The sequence below is a fragment of the Micromonospora sp. NPDC004704 genome (assembly GCF_053601675.1).
On sequence record NZ_JBSGCD010000024.1, the window covers coordinates 103,050 to 119,586 of the forward strand.

At 71.9% G+C, this 16,537-nt stretch carries 15 protein-coding genes; all 15 read right to left on the reverse strand.

Annotated elements, in window-relative coordinates; all coding sequences use genetic code 11:
• Positions 1 to 10 precede the first annotated feature (10 nt).
• A complete protein-coding gene (locus ACWEFB_RS27260; RefSeq protein WP_452289845.1) occupies positions 11 to 337 on the reverse strand; it encodes a DUF167 domain-containing protein in 327 nt (108 codons plus the stop codon).
• 11 nt (positions 338 to 348) lie between these two features.
• Positions 349 to 1,062: a hypothetical protein gene (locus tag ACWEFB_RS27265; RefSeq protein WP_452289847.1), complete on the reverse strand. Its 714-nt coding sequence runs from the start codon at positions 1,060 to 1,062 to the stop codon at positions 349 to 351.
• 70 nt (positions 1,063 to 1,132) lie between these two features.
• The gene (locus tag ACWEFB_RS27270) at positions 1,133 to 1,936 is read right to left on the reverse strand and encodes a DivIVA domain-containing protein (RefSeq protein ID WP_121155746.1); all 804 of its coding nucleotides are present in this window, start codon (positions 1,934 to 1,936) and stop codon (positions 1,133 to 1,135) included.
• 52 nt (positions 1,937 to 1,988) lie between these two features.
• A complete protein-coding gene (locus ACWEFB_RS27275) occupies positions 1,989 to 2,288 on the reverse strand; it encodes a YggT family protein (protein WP_326556774.1) in 300 nt (99 codons plus the stop codon).
• Positions 2,289 to 2,312: 24 nt separating this feature from the next.
• Positions 2,313 to 3,029, reverse strand: coding sequence for a cell division protein SepF (locus ACWEFB_RS27280; RefSeq protein ID WP_452289850.1), 717 nt, complete (start codon positions 3,027 to 3,029; stop codon positions 2,313 to 2,315).
• Positions 3,030 to 3,219: 190 nt separating this feature from the next.
• On the reverse strand, positions 3,220 to 3,966 hold the full coding sequence (locus tag ACWEFB_RS27285; RefSeq protein ID WP_452289852.1) for a YggS family pyridoxal phosphate-dependent enzyme: 747 nt from the start codon (positions 3,964 to 3,966) through the stop codon (positions 3,220 to 3,222).
• Between the two features lie 9 nt (positions 3,967 to 3,975).
• On the reverse strand, positions 3,976 to 5,106 hold the full coding sequence (gene ftsZ / locus ACWEFB_RS27290; RefSeq protein WP_452289854.1) for a cell division protein FtsZ: 1,131 nt from the start codon (positions 5,104 to 5,106) through the stop codon (positions 3,976 to 3,978).
• Between the two features lie 296 nt (positions 5,107 to 5,402).
• Complete coding sequence (locus tag ACWEFB_RS27295; protein WP_452289882.1) at positions 5,403 to 6,140, reverse strand: cell division protein FtsQ/DivIB; 738 nt, start codon at positions 6,138 to 6,140, stop codon at positions 5,403 to 5,405.
• Positions 6,141 to 6,241: 101 nt separating this feature from the next.
• Entirely contained in the window at positions 6,242 to 7,726 is a 1,485-nt protein-coding gene (gene murC, locus ACWEFB_RS27300; RefSeq protein WP_452289856.1) for a UDP-N-acetylmuramate--L-alanine ligase, read from the reverse strand.
• A 32-nt stretch (positions 7,727 to 7,758) separates the two neighbouring features.
• Positions 7,759 to 8,865 (reverse strand): undecaprenyldiphospho-muramoylpentapeptide beta-N-acetylglucosaminyltransferase, encoded by a 1,107-nt coding sequence (gene murG, locus ACWEFB_RS27305; protein ID WP_326556770.1) that lies wholly within the window; start codon positions 8,863 to 8,865, stop codon positions 7,759 to 7,761.
• Entirely contained in the window at positions 8,865 to 10,409 is a 1,545-nt protein-coding gene (locus ACWEFB_RS27310) for an FtsW/RodA/SpoVE family cell cycle protein (RefSeq protein ID WP_452289859.1), read from the reverse strand. The genes murG and ACWEFB_RS27310 overlap by 1 nt, the downstream gene beginning before the upstream one ends.
• A gap of 202 nt (positions 10,410 to 10,611) precedes the next feature.
• Entirely contained in the window at positions 10,612 to 11,718 is a 1,107-nt protein-coding gene (gene mraY / locus ACWEFB_RS27315) for a phospho-N-acetylmuramoyl-pentapeptide-transferase (protein WP_452289861.1), read from the reverse strand.
• The gene (locus tag ACWEFB_RS27320) at positions 11,715 to 13,142 is read right to left on the reverse strand and encodes a UDP-N-acetylmuramoyl-tripeptide--D-alanyl-D-alanine ligase (protein ID WP_452289863.1); all 1,428 of its coding nucleotides are present in this window, start codon (positions 13,140 to 13,142) and stop codon (positions 11,715 to 11,717) included. Before ACWEFB_RS27320 ends, mraY begins: the two co-directional genes overlap by 4 nt.
• Entirely contained in the window at positions 13,139 to 14,665 is a 1,527-nt protein-coding gene (locus tag ACWEFB_RS27325; RefSeq protein ID WP_452289865.1) for a UDP-N-acetylmuramoyl-L-alanyl-D-glutamate--2,6-diaminopimelate ligase, read from the reverse strand. Before ACWEFB_RS27325 ends, ACWEFB_RS27320 begins: the two co-directional genes overlap by 4 nt.
• A 91-nt stretch (positions 14,666 to 14,756) precedes the next feature.
• Positions 14,757 to 16,499, reverse strand: coding sequence for a peptidoglycan D,D-transpeptidase FtsI family protein (locus ACWEFB_RS27330; protein ID WP_452289884.1), 1,743 nt, complete (start codon positions 16,497 to 16,499; stop codon positions 14,757 to 14,759).
• Positions 16,500 to 16,537: the final 38 nt, after the last annotated feature.

Sequence of the window (16,537 nt, forward strand, 5' to 3'; positions counted from 1 at the left end):
CGGACGGTCCTCACTCCGGTGTCCCGTCCCGCAGCCGGCGCAGCCGGGCGTCCAGCACCTCGGCCGGGCCGTCGACCAGGAAGAGCTTGTCCCGGCTGGCCGCGCCGGAGCGCAGCAGCACCGCGGCCGGGCGGACCTGGAGGGCCCGCGCCAGCGCCAGCCGGGCGGCCTCGGTGGCCCGGCCGTCGACGGCCGGCGGGTTCACCGCGATGACCAGGGCCGAGCCGTACGGGCCCGCGAAGGCCCCGCCGACCCGGATCCGCGAGGAACCGGGCTTGACCCGTACCGCGACGGTCACGGGATCCGTGCTGGCCGATACGGCCTCACCGGTGGGCACTGTGCCGGCACTCAGCCGCGGCGGGTGTCGGCGAGCAGCCTGGTGTTCGGCTCACAGGCGGCGCACGGCGTGAAGCCGAGTTCGACCGCCTCGCCGACGGGTAGTGGTTCGGTTTCCCGATCCCGCAGGTGCGGGCAGTCGGCGAGGTGGTAACGCGGCCGGCCGTCGACCACCAGGACGTCGTCGGCCATCCGGGCGAGCCGGGCCGCGTCGGCGGGGGCGACGTACTGCTCCGCCGGCTCGTCCGGGAACGGGTCCTCGTCGGACGCCCCGGCCTCGGTGCGACCCGTGGCCCATGGCCCGGCGCCCTCGGCCGGTTGCCGCCGGCCGGGGTCGTCGGTGCTCATCGGGTCGGGCCCACCCTGGTGACGCTGGCCGCCCTGATGGGGGACCAGCACCTCGACCGGTGCGTCGAGCCCGGTCACCGGGTCGTCGAGGTCGAACCGGTCGGACCGCCGCCACTCGTTGCCGCGAGCGCCGGCCGCGGCCCGGCGAGGGTGCGGCTCACCGACACCCTCGCCACCGGCCACCGGGAGGGACTCCTCCTCGGGGTCGCCGCCCCCGTTGCGGATGGCGGCCGCCTGGCGGGCGCCCACCACCAGTGCGACGGCAGCCAACAGGCTCGCCGCGATGGAGGCGATCAGCAGCACGCTCGAACCGTTGGCCAGCCCGAGCACGAGCAGCGCGACCGCGACGAGGATGAGCAGGAGACTTCCGACTATCACGGCTCACCCCTCGCCGCATCGTTTCCAACTGTTGTTGTCGTGTGGTGCGGGCCGACCCGTACGAGCTTGGTCAGCGCCCGGCTTCGAGCGCGCCGGAGCGGCTGCCGCCGTAGGAGTTGGCCAGTCCGGCCGCAGCCAGGCTCGCGGATCCGCCGCCGGACCGATTGCCGTCGGTCCGGGTCATCTCCGCTTCGAGACCCTGTCCACGTCCGTCGAGGTCCCGCAGTTGGCTCTCCAGGTACGCCTTGAGCCGGGTGCGGTACTCACGCTCGAACTGCTTGAGCTCCTCGATGTGCTTCTGCAACGCGGTGCGCTTGGCGTCCAGGCCGCCCATGGCCTCCTGGTGGCGCTGGCGCGCGTCCCGCTCGAGGGCGTCGGCCTTGGCCCGCGCCTCGCGGGTGACCTCCTCGGCCTTGGAACGCGCGTCGGAGAGCAGCTTGTCGGCCTCGCGGCGGGCGTCCGACACGTGGTCGTCGGCCGTACGCTGCGCCATCATCAGCACCCGCAGTGCCTGCTGCTCGCCGTCGCCGCCCGCGACCGGGCCACCCTGCGAACGCACCTGCTCCAGCTCGGCCTGCATCGCCCGGGCGGCCTGCTCGGCCGCCGCCTTGTCGCGCTGCACCCGGTCGAGCTGGGCCTTGACATCGTTCAGCTCGGCGGCCAGTCGGGGATCGGCACCCGGGCCGGCTGGAGCGCCGCCACGACCGCCGCGCTCCACCTGGGCGCGAAGCTCATTGTTCTCTTCGATCAGACGGGCGAGCTCTCGCTCGACCTCGTCCAAGAAGGCGTCGACCTCCTCCTCGTCGTACCCCCGCTTGCCGATCGGCGGCTTCTTGAAGGCGACGTTGTGTACGTCAGCCGGGGTCAGCGGCATCGAAACTCCTCGGGTCAGTTGCGGCCGCGTAGCGCGCTGGTCACCAGGCTGTTCACCCGTGGATCAACGGCCTTAACACGAACTCCATCAGCACGAACAGGATAACCAGGAGCACAAGGGAGGCCAGGTCGATGCTCACGGTACCAATTCGCAACGGTGGGATCACACGCCTCAACGCCTTGAGGGGCGGATCAGTGACGCTCCACACCGTTTCGAGTCCTGCCGACGCTCCGCGACCCGGTTGCCACCGGCGGCCGTACTGCAGCACGGCCCCCAGGACAAATCGGGCCAAAAGAACCAGCAAAAAGATGTAGAGGATCAGGTACAGGACTTGGAACAGGATCGAAGACACGGCAGGCGAGATCCCTCGGTCGGGCTAACTCAGGCTGAAAAACCCACCCTCAGCGATCTTGGCCTTGTCCTCCGCGGTGACCTGGACATTAGCCGGTGAGAGTAGGAACACCCGGTTGGTCACGCGCTCGATCGTACCGCGCAGCCCGAAGGCCAACCCGGCGGCGAAATCGACCAATCGGCGGGCATCGGCCTCATCCATCTCGGTGAGGTTGATGATCACAGGGACACCATCTCGGAAGTGTTCGCCGATGGTGCGGGCCTCGCGGTATGTGGTGGGGTGCAGCGTCGTGATCTGGTACCGCTGGTCCTCCTCCGGCGCCACCCGCTCGCGCATCTGCACCTGCGGTGCGAGCGCCAGGTTGTCACGGGTGTGGTACGTCAGCGCGGAGGACGGCTCGGTGGAGTTGGGTCGGGTGATGGAGCGGACACTGGCCCGCTCGGTCCGTTCCGGACGGTCGGCCCGCTCCGACCGGTCACTGTCGGACCGGTCCGGATCACCGGACCGGGTGCCCGCACGCTCCGACAGCCGACCACCACGGTCCGTGGACCGGGAGCGCGGCACCGCCGGCGGCTCGTCCGGCTCGTCGTCCTCGTCGGAGAACTCCTCGGCGTACCGGCTCTGCCGGTAACGCGAGTCGCCGCGGTAACCGGCCTTGTTGTCGTAGCCGTCGTCGTAGGCCCGCTCGTCGTCCTCTTCGACCAGCCCGAGCCAGACCCCCGCCTTGCGCAGTGCACCCATCGCCGCGCCCCTCCGTCCGCCGTGCGACACGCCCCCCGTGCCCATGCCACTGTCACGCGCGTGAACACTGCAGTGCCCACCGGTCCGAGACCGCTCGCCGACGACCGGTGTCCCGGTCGTCCCCCCAACCCCCCGATGGCGGTGAGTACGCCTCAAACAACACTGTTGTAGTTTGGTGTCCGTTGCCAGGCTACCGCAGCGTGGAACGCATTCCGAGCAACGCGCTACCGACGCGCACATGTGTCGCGCCGTACGCGATCGCCGTCTCCAGGTCGCCGCTCATGCCGGCCGAGAGCACCCCCGCGTCCGGGTGGTCGACCCGGAAACCGGCCGCCACCTCGGCAAGGCGCGCGAACGCCCGCTCCGGCTCCCAGCCCAGCGGCGCCACGGCCATCAGTCCCGCCAGCCGCAGTCCGTCGTGCCGGGCGATCTCGGCCGCCACCGGGGCCAGGCCCCGGTCGGTGTCGACACTGTCCGGCAGGGCCCCGCCCCGGTCGGCGTCCCCGTCGAGGCTGACCTGCACCAACGCGCCCAGGGGACGGTCCCGGTGCCGGTCCGCGGCGGCGGCCAACGCGCCCGCCAGACGGACGCTGTCCACCGAATGGACGAGGTCGGCGTACGTGACCACCGAACGGGCCTTGTTGCGCTGCAGCTGGCCGACGAAGTGCCAGCGAACGTCCACTCCGGCGGCTGCCACCTCGGCCGCCTTCGGCGCTGCCTCCTGGTCCCGGTTCTCGCCCATCTCCCGGACACCGAGCCCGGCCAGCAACACTGCGTCACTGGCCGGGTACGTCTTGGTCACGGCGACCATGGTGACCGCATCCCGCGTACGGCCGGCCGCCTCCGCCGCGTCGGCGATCCTGGCCCTGGTCCGGGCGAGGCTGGCCGCGAGTTGCGCGCGGCGGTCGAGCTGCGCCGCGCTGGCTGGTGCGTTCATCGGGCCGGCTCAGGAACCGTTCTTGAGGAAGTCCGGCACGTCCACGTCGTCGAAGAGCACCCGACGGGTCGACTGGGTCGGCGCGGGCGGGGTGCTCTGGGCGGTCGACGCCGAACCGTGGGCGACGGCGGGCTGTGCCTGCGGCTGCGACTGGCTCACCTTGCGCGGCGGCTCGGCCGCCTTGTACGAGGGCGTACCGCCGTCGAACCCGGCCGCGATCACGGTGACCCGGACCTCGTCGCCGAGCGCGTCGTCGATGACCGCACCGAAGATGATGTTGGCGTCCGGGTGGGCCGCGTCCGTGACGAGCTGGGCCGCGTCGTTGATCTCGAACAGACCGAGGTCCGACCCGCCGGCGATGGAGAGCAGTACGCCCCGCGCCCCGTCCATGCTCTGCTCGAGCAGCGGGCTGGAGATGGCCGCCTCGGCCGCTTCCACGGCCCGGTTGTCACCACGCGCACTGCCGATGCCCATGAGCGCACTGCCGGCGCCGCTCATCACGCTCTTGACGTCGGCGAAGTCGAGGTTGATCAGACCGGGGGTGGTGATCAGGTCGGTGATGCCCTGCACACCGGAGAGCAGCACCTGGTCGGCCTGACGGAAGGCGTCCATCATGCTGATCCCGCGGTCACCCAGGGCGAGCAGCCGGTCGTTCGGGATCACGATCAGGGTGTCGCACTGGTTGCGGAGTTCTTCTATTCCCGCCTCGGCCTGCACCTGCCGGCGCTTGCCCTCGAACGAGAACGGACGGGTCACCACGCCGATGGTCAGGGCGCCGAGCTTGCGGGCGATGTTCGCCACCACCGGCGCGCCGCCGGTGCCCGTACCGCCGCCCTCACCGCAGGTCACGAAGACCATGTCGGCGCCCTTGAGCACCTCTTCGATCTCGTCGCGGTGGTCCTCGGCGGCGTTCTTGCCGACGTCGGGGTTGGCGCCCGCGCCGAGCCCCCGGGTCAGCTCCCGGCCGACGTCGAGCTTGACGTCGGCGTCACTCATCAGCAGGGCCTGGGCGTCGGTGTTGATCGCGATGAACTCGACGCCCTTGAGCCCAACCTCGATCATCCGGTTGACGGCGTTGACGCCGCCGCCTCCGATGCCGACGACCTTGATGACCGCCAGGTAGTTGTGCGGAGGTGTCATCGGGGTCCTTTCCCTTCGAGATTGGCGGCGCCGGCCCGTCACGCGGCCCGGCTGGACCATGGTCGACATCCACCCCGGTACGAGCGGGCGAAGGGAAACCCTCACCCTCTACTAGAGAGTTATAGTTATGTCAACCACTGATCCTCTCCGGGCAACGTAAGCGCCCGTGCGTCGTCAACCAAGGACCTGCGCGGCGTGTCGCCACGCCCGTCCACAATCGGTCAACCGCGCTCACGAACCCGGTGGCCCAACGGAACCGGCGGCCCGCACCCCGGACCGGGGCGCAGCCATCGGGTTCAGCGAATGGTCACCACGTCCGGCGAGCTGACGTCGATGGTGTCGCTGTCCCGGCCCAGCAGCGCGGTGGCCACCGTCGCCTTGGCGTCGCTGCGGGTCGAGTCGCCCCAGACCACGGTCCGGTCGCCACGGAGTTTCACCACGATCCGCGCCGGACCCTCCACCGCCACCTCGACGAGCTGCTCGCGCAACTGCGGGGTCAGCGCGGCCAGCACCTGCAACGCCGACCGGGTGGCGGCGTCGTCGCGCCCCGGCGAGGCGACCCGGGCCAACGGCAACCCGGCCGGCCGCTGCGGCAGCGTCCGGAACACCACACCCGCACCGTCCACCACCGCGAACTGCCGACCCTGGGGCACCACCGCCACGGCGGTCCGCTCGACCACCTCGACCAGCAGGGTGCCCGGCCACTGCCGGGAAACCGTCACCCGCTCGACCGGCGGCAGGTCACCGACCCGGTCCCGGACCTCGGCCAGGTCCACCCGGGCCAACGGCAGCCCGGCCGGCACCCCGGCCGCACCGCGTACCTGCTCGGGGGTGGTCAGGGCGGTGCCGGTCACCCGCAACTCGCCGACCCCGAACAGCGAGGTGCCGTAGACGACCCAGGTGACCAGGGCAGCGAGCACCAGCACCGCGCCGACGCCGGCCCAGGGCAGGGCGGCACGCAACCGGCGCTGCCGGGCCCGGCGCATGAAACGCCGGGCCGACGGCGGTACGGCGTCACTACCCGCCCGGACCAGTCGCCACCGCCGCTCGGCGCCGCCCCGGCCGGTCGCACCGGGCCCGGCGGACGCGCCCGAACCCGGTGCGGCGGGACGGCCTCGGGGAGGCGTACCCGGCGTCACGCGCCGGCTGGAGTCGATCCGGCCGGGCCGGGGGCCGCGACCGTGTCCCGAACGGCCTCGGCCGGCTCACCGGCGAGCGCGGCGAGCAGCTCGTCGCCCATCAGCGAGATCGGCGGCGCGCCCATGGTCACCACCACGTCGCCCCGCCCCGCCCGCCGGACCACCTCGGCCGGCACGTCCGCCCAGGATTCGAGGAAGATCTTCCGCTCCGCCGGCAGCGGTACGGCCGCGGTCAGCGCCACCGCGCCCTCCCCCGGCTGGCGTACCTCACCCGGACCGAAGACCTCCAGCATCACCACCTCGTCGGCGATGCCGAGCGCGGCGGCGAGCTGGTCCTGCAGGTCGCGGGTGCGGTAGACCCGGTACGGCTGGAAGACCACGATCAGGCGCCCGTCACCGGCCACCTCCCGCAGGGTCTGCAGCGCGGCGGTCATCGAGGTCGGGTGGTAGGCGTACTCGTCGTAGACCAGCACCCCGTCGACCACACCCTTGCGCTCGAACCGCCGGCGTACGCCGGGGAAGGTGCCGAGGGCGGTCACCGCCGCCGACACCGGCAGGCCCAGCTTCAGCGCGGTCAGCACCGCGGCGGCGCTGTTCAGGGCGAGGTGCCGGCCGGGGATCGGCAGCTGGATCTCGCCCAACGACTCGCCGTCCAGGGTGGCCAGGTAACGCGCACCGGCGGCCGAGGAGGCCACCTCGGACAGTCGCAGGTCGGCGTCGGCGGCCAGCCCGTACGTGTAGACCGTCCGACCCTCCGCGCGCAGCGCCTCGGCCAGCCGGTGGGTGCCCGGGTCATCGGCGCAGGTGACCACGAACCCGTCCCGGTCGGTCAGCCGGGCGAACTCGGCGAACCCGGCCTCCAGCCCGGCGTAGTCGCCGTACGTGTTGAGGTGGTCCTCGTCGATGTTCGTGATGATCGACACGTACGGCCGGTAGAGCAGGAACGAGCGGTCGCTCTCGTCGGCCTCGGCGACGAAGTACTGCCCGCTGCCGTGGTGGCCGTTCGACCCGGCCTCGGAGATCTCGCCACCGATCACGAACGACGGATCCTCGCCGGCCTGCTGGAGGATCAGCGTGAGCATCGAGGTGGTGGTGGTCTTGCCGTGGGTCCCGGCGACCGCGATCGTCCGGTGCCCGGTCATCGCCGCCGCCAGCGCCTCCGACCGGTGCAGCACCCGCAGCCCGCGCCGGCGCGCCTCGACCATCTCCAGGTGGTCCTGCGGGATGGCGGTGGAGTAGACCACCGTGTCCACCCCGTCGAGGTTGGCCGCCTCGTGACTCATGTGGATCGTGCCGCCGAGGGCCCGCAGGGAGGCCAGCGCCGGCCACTCCCGCAACTCGCTGCCGGAGACCGGAATGCCCCGGGTGAGCAGCAGGCGGGCCACCCCGCTCATCCCGATCCCACCGATCCCGATCAGGTGTACGGTGCCGAGGTCCTCGGCGGCGACCGTACCGGCCGGACTGGACTGCGCGGTGTTCATAGGGCCAACCTTCTCCTTCGCGGTCTGCCCGGTCACCGGGTCACCGCCTCGTAGACGAAGTCCAGCAACGCCTCGTCGCCGTCGCGCCGGCCGTAGCTCGCGACCGCGGTGCTCATCGCGGCCAGCCGGCGCGGGTCGCGGGCCAGCGGCAGCACGTTCTGCTCGACCCAGCCCGGGGTGAGTTCGGCGTCGTCGACGAGCAGCCCGCCGCCCGCCTCGACCACCGGCAGCGCGTTGCGCTTCTGCTCCTGGTTGCTGTGCGGGTACGGCACGTAGATCGCCGGGAGCCCGATCGCGGCGACCTCGGCGACCGTCATCGCACCGCCCCGGCAGAGCATCAGGTCGGCGGCGGCGTACCCGAGTTCCATCTCGGACAGGTACGGCAGCGTCACGTACGGAACCGGCAGGTCACTGGGGACGGAGATGCCCTCGTTGCGGGCACCGATCACGTGCAGCACCTGCACCCCGGCGCGGGCCAGTTCCTTGGCCGCACCGGACACCGCCAGGTTGATCGAGCGGGCACCCTGGGAACCACCGGAGACGAAGAGGGTCGGCAGGTCGGGCCGGAGCCCGAAGTGGGCCCGTGCGGCGGCCCGGTGGGCCACCCGGTCCAGCCCGGTGATGCCCCGGCGCAGCGGTACCCCGACCACCCGGGCGTCGCGCAGCGACTCGGCCTGCTGCGGCTGGTGCGGGAAGCCCACCGCGATGTGCTTGGTGAACTTCATCCCGAGCCGGTTGGCCACGCCCGGCGGCACGTTCACCTCGTGGATCACGATCGGCAGCTCCCGCCGCCAGGCGGCCAGGTACGCCGGCACGGAGACGTACCCGCCGAAGCCGACCACCACGTCCGCGCGGACCTCGTCGAGCACCTTGCCGGCGGCCCGGGAGGCCTTGAGCATCCGGTCCGGGGTACGCAGCAGGTTCAGGTTCATCGACCGGGGAAGCTGGTACGCCGGGATCTGACGCAGGTCGTACCCGTGCGGGGGGATCAGCTCGTTCTCCAGGCCGCGCGGCGTACCGACGCAGGTGATCCGTACACCGGGGTCGTGACGACGCAGGCAGTCGGCAAAGGCCAGCAGCGGGTAGATATGCCCCCCGGTGCCACCTCCGGCAAGCACAACCGACCGCAGCGGACCCATCAGCGTCTCCTCTCGTTCGCCGAGCCGGCACGCTCCCGTGCCGCCCGACCACCCGGCGCCCGACCACCGTCCGGCCGAGCCTGCCCGTCGCGCCGCTTACCCGATCGGGACTCGGCATCACGGGCGGCGGCACCGGGACTCGATCCCGTGCGCCGGCCCGTGGAAAGCGGCGGCAACGGGGCCCAGACTAGTCGTACCCATCGGGCCGGCGGGCGGGCGTTCAGCGCTCGGGCGGCGTCCGGTTCGGCGCGGGCGAACGAGGCGAGCATGCCGATCGCGGCGAGGGTCACCACCAGGGCACTTCCGCCGTCGGAGATGAACGGGAGCGGAAGGCCGGTGATCGGCAGCATCCCGGTGACCCCGCCGACGTTGATGATCGCCTGGGTGACCAGCCAGGTGGTCGCGGCGGCGGCGGCGAGCCGCCGGAACGGGTCGTCGACCCGCCGGGCGATCCGCAACCCGCTGTACGTCAGCACGGCGAACAGGGCGAGCACCACCGCGCACCCGACCACGCCCAGTTCCTCGGCGACGACCGCGAAGATGAAGTCGTTGTGCGCCATCGGCAGCCAGTTCCACTTGCCGGTCCCCCGGCCCAGCCCGACCCCGAACCAGCCGCCGTGGTCGATCGCGAGCAGCGCCTCCCGGGCCTGGTAACAGGCGTCCTCGGCGCAGTTCTCCGGCGGGTTCAGGAACGAGGTGAGCCGCAGCAGGCGGTAGTTGTCGGCACCGTCGGTGCCCGAACCGCCACCGCCGGAGGCGGCGGCGACCAGCAGGCCGACCCCGGCCAGCCCGAGCATCGACAGGACGGCGAAGACCCGCATCCGTACCCCGGCCGCCCAGAGCAGGCCGACCACCACGGCGAGCAGGCAGAGCATGGTGCCGAGGTCGTTGTACCCGACCAGCAGGAAGAGCAGGCCGACGACCGGGAACAGTGGCAGCGCCAGTTCCCGCCAGTAGCCCAGCGCGGCGCCCTTGCGGGCGATCAGGTCGGCGCCCCAGAGCACCAGGGCGAACTTCGCCAGTTCCGAGGGCTGCACCTGGACCGGGCCCAGATGCAGCCAGTTCAGGCTGGCCATCAACGGGCCGAGCTTGCCCTCCTTGTCGTCGGGATCCCCGTACGGAAACAGCAGCAGCAGTCCGTTGAGCACCAGCAGCAGGCCCACCGCCAGGGCGAGGACCGGCCGGCCCAGGGCACGGAAGGTCCGCGCCGGCAGGCGTTGGCAGGCCCAGAAGGCGACCAGCCCGATCACCGCGAAGACGGTCTGCTTGGCCAGCGCGCCGAAGGCGTTGCCGCCCTCGGCGTACTCGGTGACGCTGGTGGCGGAGAAGACCATGGTCAGCCCGATCACCAGCAGCAGGCCGGCGCTGGACAGCAGCAGGTAGTAGGAGGCCAGCGGGCGGTCAAGCAGCCCGCGCAGGGCGGCCAGGCCGCCGGCCAGGTCGAGGTCCGCCCGGCCGGGACCGGGCGGTCGCTTCGGACCCGGTCCGGGCGATCCTGTCGTACGTCCGGCGGCGGCCGGCTGCCGCGGCTGCTCGCCCGTCATCTCGCCGGCCCCCGGGTCCCACCCAGCGCAGTCATCGGCCCATCATCGACGCATCCCGTACCGCGTCACCGCAGGCGGACGGTCGGCGTGTCGGATCCGGGTCGGCTACCCGACGGAGCCGACCCCCGGAGTACGGGTGGGAACCGCCCGATCGGCGGAGGTGTCCCACCCGTACCCGGGCCGGGCGGCAGCCCGGTGACGATCAGGTGACGGAGGCGAGGAAATCGCTGTAGAACAGGCCCAGGGCGATCGCGACCCCGATCCCGGCGATGATCCAGAACCGGACCACGATATTGACCTCGCTCCACCCCGCCAGTTCGAAGTGGTGTTGCAGCGGGGACATCCGGAACACGCGTTTGCCCGTGGTCCGGAACGAGATGATCTGGATCACCACCGACATCGTGATGATCACGAAGAGGCCACCGATGATCGGCAGGAGCAGCACCGTACGGGTGGACATCGCCATGCCGCCGATCAACCCGCCCAGGCCGAGCGCGCCGGTGTCACCCATGAAGATCCGCGCCGGGGAGGTGTTCCACCAGAGGAAGCCGACACAGGCCCCGGCCGCCGCCCCGGCTATCAGTGCGATCTCCAGCGGGTCGCGTACCTCGTAGCAGTAGGTCGAGGGGCGGATGTTGTAGTCGGGGTCGGCGCACCAGTGCCGGTACTGCCAGAACGCGATCAACGCGTACGCGGCGAGCACCATCACCGAGGCGCCGGTGGCCAGGCCGTCGAGCCCGTCGGTCAGGTTCACCCCGTTGGTCGAGGCCATCACCACGAAGATGAAGATGATCACCGAGGCGATCTTGCCGACCTCGAGCGCGTTGATGTCCCGGATGAACGACAGCGTCGTGGAGCCCACGGTCTGCCCGTTGGTGCTGGGGAAGTAGAGCGCGATCACCCCGAACACCGCGCCGACCAGGATCTGCCCCAGCAGCTTGCCGCGCTTGTTCAGCCCGGCGCTGTTGCGCTTGCGGACCTTCAGGAAGTCGTCGATGAAACCGACCGCACCGGCGAAGACCATCAGGCCCAGCAGCACCAGCGCGGTGATGGTCGGTTGCACCTGGGCGATCTGCTGGCTCGGCAGCGTGGTCAGGGCCAGGTGACCGGCGACGTACGCGATCACCGTGGCGATGATGAACACCACCCCGCCCATGGTCGGGGTGCCCTTCTTGCCCTGGTGCATGATCGGGCCCTCGGCCCGGATCGGCTGGCCCGCCTTGAGCCGGGTGAACAGCTTGATCGCCAGCGGCGTACCGAAGAGCGACACCAGGAAGGACACGCCGATGGCGACGATGACCGCCCTCACGCGTCAACCCCTTCGGTCCCGTTCCCGGTCCCCGTCGTGGCGTCGGCGCGCAGCGCGTCGACCACCTCCCAGGTGCGGTAGCGCGAGCCCTTCACGAGGACCACGTCGCCCGGGCGTAGTTGGGCCCGTACCGCGGCCACCGCCTCCGCCTGATCGGTCACCAGCACCGACACTCCTCCCCAAGTACCTACCGCCGACGCCCCGTGGTGGATCGGCGCCGCCGAGTCACCAACCACGAAGAGCCGGTCGACACCCAGATCGGCCGCGAGCCGGCCGACCTCATCATGTCCCTGCTGCTCGAACTCGCCGAGCTCGGCCATGTAGCCGAGCACCGCGACGGTCCTGCGGTCCCGCCCGAACTCGGCCAGCGCACGCAGCGCGGCCGACATCGAGGCGGGATTCGCGTTGTACGAGTCGTCGATGACCGTCACGCCGTCGGGGCGGTCGAAGACGTCCATCCGGCGGGTCGACACCAGCCTCAGCTCACCGAGCGCGGTGGCCAGGTCGGCCAGTGGCAGCCCGACCTCGAGTGCCACGGCAGCCGCCGCGAGCGCGTTGCCGACCTGGTGGCGGCCGGACAGCCCGAGCCGCACCGGGACGCTCCCGTCCGGCGTGACCAGGAGGAACGACGCTCGGCCCCGGTCGTCCAGGGTCACCCCGGTGGCGCGTACCTCGGCGTCGCCGGCCTCCCCGACCAGCACCACCCGGGCGGTGGTCCGCGACGCCATCGCCCGTACGCGTGGGTCGTCTGCGTTGAGCACCGCGACCCCGCCGTCGGCCGCGGCCGGCAACGCCTCGACCAGCTCGCCCTTTGCCTGCGCGATCGCCTCGACCGAGCCGAACTCGCCGACGTGGGCGACCCCGACGTTGAGCACCACGGCGATCCGGGGCGGCACCACCCGGGTCAGGTAACGCACGTGACCGGGGCCCCGGGCGCCCTTCTCCAGCACCAGGAAACGGGTCTGCTCGTCGGCCTGCAACGCGGTGTACGGATGCCCCAGCTCGTTGTTGAACGAGCCGGGCGGGGCCACGGTCGGGCCGAGCCGGGAGACGAGCTGCGCCACCAGGTCCTTGGTGCTGGTCTTGCCGGACGAGCCGGTCAGCCCGATCACGGTCAGCTCGGGCAGCCGGTCCACCACCGCGCGGGCCAGCGGCCCCATCGCGGTGAGCGCGTCGGCGACCAGCACCATCGGCACCCCGTCGACCTCGCGGGTGCCGAGCACCGCGACCGCACCCGCCTGCACGGCGGCGGCGGCGTAGTCGTGGCCGTCGACGTGTTCGCCGGGAAACGCGACGAACAGCGAGCCGGGCCGGACCTTGCGGGAGTCGAACTCGACCGGACCGGTGACCCGGGCCGTGGGGTCGGCACCGACCAGCCGCCCGTCGACCGCGGCGGCCACCTCGGCCAGCGTGAGGGCGATCATCGCTGCTCCACCAGGTGCCCGAACCGGGCGGTCAGCGCCGCCGCCAGCTCGACCTTGTCGTCGAACGGGTGCACCTGCCCGGCGACCTCCTGCCCGCGCTCGTGTCCCTTGCCCAGCACCGCGACCACGTCGCCGGGCTCGGCCAGCCGTACCGCCTCGTCGATGGCGGCCCGCCGGCCGGCCAGTTCCAGGATCCGGGCGCCGTCGCCGACGGCCCGCGCGCCGAGGACGACCTCGGCCCGGATCGCGGCCGGATCCTCGGTACGCGGGTTGTCGTCGGTGACGATGACCAGGTCGGCACCGCGCGCGGCGGCGGCACCCATCACCGGCCGTTTCTGCCGGTCCCGATCACCACCGGCGCCGATCAGGCAGATCACCCGGCCACCTCCAGCGGTCAGTTCACGCAGGGCGGCCAGTACGGCGACCACCGCGTCCGGTTTGTGGGCGTAGTCGACCACGCCGCGGACCGGGCCGGGCGCCTCGACCAGCTCCAGCCGGCCCGGTACCCCCGCACACGCGGCCACCCCGGCCGTCGCGGTCGCCGGGTCCACGTCGGCGGCGACCAGCAGGGCGATCGCGAGCAGCGCGTTGGCCACGTTGTGCCGACCGGGCAGCGCCACCGTCGTGTCCAGCGCCAGCCCGTCCGGGCCGAGGACGGTGAACCGCTGGGCGTAACCCGAGCCGCTGATCCCGGTGGCCCGCCAGGTGGCGTCCGGGTCACCGGCGGCCGAGTAGCTGACCGTCGCCGGCTTGAACAGCGGGCGCAGCGCCCTGTCGTCGAGGTTGAGCACCTCGACGTCGCACCGGCCGTCGAACAGCCGGGCCTTGGCCGCGAAGTAGTCGTCCGCGTCGGTGTGGAAGTCGAGGTGGTCCTGGCCGAAGTTGGTGTAACCACCGGCGGTGAACCGGACTCCGCCGACCCGCCCCATGGCCAGCGCGTGGCTGGAGACCTCCATCACTACCGCGGTCACCCCCTGCTCCCGGGCGGCGGCGAGCATGGCGTGCAGGTCGGTGGCCTCCGGGGTGGTACGGATGCTGTCCACCCGCAGGTCGCCGAGCCGGGTCTCCACCGTGCCGATCAGGCCGGTGACGTGGCCCGCGGCCCGCAGCCCCGACTCGACCAGGTACGCGGTGGAGGTCTTGCCGGCGGTACCGGTGATGCCGATCATGATCAGCCCGGCGGTGGGCTCCCCGTAGACCGCGGCGGCCACGGTGCCGAGCACCGCGCGGGGGTCCGGTACGACCAGCACCGGGAGTCCGGCGGCGATCGCGGCCGGAGTCCCCTCCGGATCGGTCAGTACGGCCACCGCGCCGGCCGCGACCGCCGCCGACACGAACTCCGCGCCGTGACGGCGTGATCCGGGCAGCGCCGCGTAGAGGTCACCGGGTCGGACCTCGCCACTGGCGTGGGTCACCCCGGTCACCGCCAGGGCGGGGTCGTCAGGCGGTTGGACCCCGAGCCGGTCGGCGAGTTCGCGGAGCCGGATCGGAATCACCGTGCGTGGACGTGGATTGCCGGGCACGGCGTCAGACCCTACCGGGTCGAGGGACCCGCACCACACAGCCGCCCCGGTGGTTTGCCCGCACCCACCGATGATGTCCCGTATTGGCCGGTCAGCGGGGATAGACAACAAACTTCGGCGGCTTCGTCACCGTTTGGGGCACACGGTAGTGGGTCAGCGTGAAGTTCATGATCTTCCTGAACACCGGGGCGGAGACGTCGCCACCGCCACCACCCGGCGTGTACGCGAAGACCGCGACGACGTACCGGGGTTGCTCCGCCGGGGCCATGCCGATGAACGAGGCGACCTCACCGGGGGCGTACGAGCCGTTGAGCACCCGCAGGCCGGTGCCGGTCTTGCCGGCCACCCGGTAACCGGGGACCGCGCCCTTGACTCCGGTGGCGTCCGGCACGGTCACCACCGCCTCCAGCATCTCCCGCAACGCGGCCGCGTTCTCCGGGCTGATCACCTGTCGGGTCTGCGGTGCGGGGGCGGGCTTGCGGGTGCCGTCGGGCGCGATGGTCTCCTTGACCAGGTGCGGCTGGATCCAGGTGCCGTTGTTGGCGATCGCGGCGTACGCGGCGGCCATCTGCAACGGCGTGGCGTCGACACTGTGCCCGATCGGGATCGACCCGTACGAGCTGGCGCTCCACTGGTCCGGCGGGAGCACCCGACCGGTGGCCTCGCCCGGCACCCCCTCGCCGGTCGCCTCGCCCAGCCCGAACCTGCGCTGGTAGTCGTAGAGCTTCTGCGGGCCCAGCCGGTCCGCGATCTTGATCGTGCCGACGTTGGACGAGTAGGCCAGGATGCCGGGCAGGCTCATCTGGGCCTGGTTGACGCCGGCCGGCAGCAGGTGGGTGTCCTGGAAGGGCTTGCCGCCCTTCCTGATGGTGTTGTTGACCGTGATGGTGTCACCGGGCTTGATCACGCCCTCCTGCAGCGCCGCCGCGAAGGTGATCGCCTTGTGCACCGAGCCGGGGTCGACGACGAAGCTGGTCGCCGCGTCCTCCCGGTCGGTCGGCTCGCTGTTCTTCCAGTCGGCCGCGCTGTAGGTGGGGTGGCTGGCCTGACAGAGGACCGCACCGGTCTTGACCTCGATCACCACGGCGGCGGCGACGGTGGCCTTCTCCTCCCGGGCGGACGTGCTGAGCATCCGCTGGCACTCGTACTGGAGGTCGCGGTCGATGGTCAGCCCCAGCGAGCTGCCCGGCTTCGGCTCGGTTGTCTTGTCGTAGCCGCCGGGGATGGGACTGTTCAGGTCGCCCCCACCGGCTTCGAAGACCCGCTTGCCGGGGACCCCGCGCAGCAGTTCGTCGTACCGGGCCTCAATCCCCTCCAGCCCGGTCATGTCCTCGCCGATGAAGCCGATCAGGTTGGCCGCCAGGTCCCCGCCGGGCACCTCCCGCCGCTCGTCCTGGCCGGTGTTGATGCCCTCCAGGTTGAGGTCCATGATCTTCTTGGCGGTGCCGATCTCGACCCCCCGGGCCAGGTACTGGAACTGGGAGACACCGCCCCCCGGGGTCTTCTTCTTGGCCAGGTCCGCCATCAGGGTGGAACGCGGGATGCCGAGCAGCGGCGACAGCTTGTCGGCGGTACCGGCCGGGTCCGTCACCATGCTCGGGTCGGCGTAGACGTAGCGGGCCTCGACGCTGTGTGCCAGCACCGCGCCGGAGCGGTCGTAGATCGCGCCCCGGGGGGCGGCGAGGATCACCGGCCGGAGCCGACCGGAGACGCCGTCCTCGGCGTACGCGGGGGTCTGCGCGACCTGCAGGACGACGAGCCGGATGCCGATGGTGGCGAAGAGCGCGAGCGCGAGCAGGGTGCCCAGCCGGAGCCGGCGGCGCGAGTCGGCCAGGCGGGGCGGTTGGGGCGGCGGCTTGCGCGGGGCTCGAC

What these genes read in the sequence shown, in the direction of transcription:
- murG (WP_326556770.1), bottom strand. Translation starts at nt 8,865, where the DNA reads ATGGGTCCGCTGCGGTCGGTTGTGCTTGCCGGAGGTGGCACCGGGGGG.
- ACWEFB_RS27280 (WP_452289850.1), bottom strand. Translation starts at nt 3,029, where the DNA reads ATGGGTGCACTGCGCAAGGCGGGGGTCTGGCTCGGGCTGGTCGAAGAG.
- ACWEFB_RS27285 (WP_452289852.1), bottom strand. Translation starts at nt 3,966, where the DNA reads ATGAACGCACCAGCCAGCGCGGCGCAGCTCGACCGCCGCGCGCAACTC.
- ACWEFB_RS27320 (WP_452289863.1), bottom strand. Translation starts at nt 13,142, where the DNA reads ATGATCGCCCTCACGCTGGCCGAGGTGGCCGCCGCGGTCGACGGGCGG.
- ACWEFB_RS27310 (WP_452289859.1), bottom strand. Translation starts at nt 10,409, where the DNA reads ATGACGGGCGAGCAGCCGCGGCAGCCGGCCGCCGCCGGACGTACGACA.
- ACWEFB_RS27270 (WP_121155746.1), bottom strand. Translation starts at nt 1,936, where the DNA reads ATGCCGCTGACCCCGGCTGACGTACACAACGTCGCCTTCAAGAAGCCG.
- murC (WP_452289856.1), bottom strand. Translation starts at nt 7,726, where the DNA reads ATGAACACCGCGCAGTCCAGTCCGGCCGGTACGGTCGCCGCCGAGGAC.
- ftsZ (WP_452289854.1), bottom strand. Translation starts at nt 5,106, where the DNA reads ATGACACCTCCGCACAACTACCTGGCGGTCATCAAGGTCGTCGGCATC.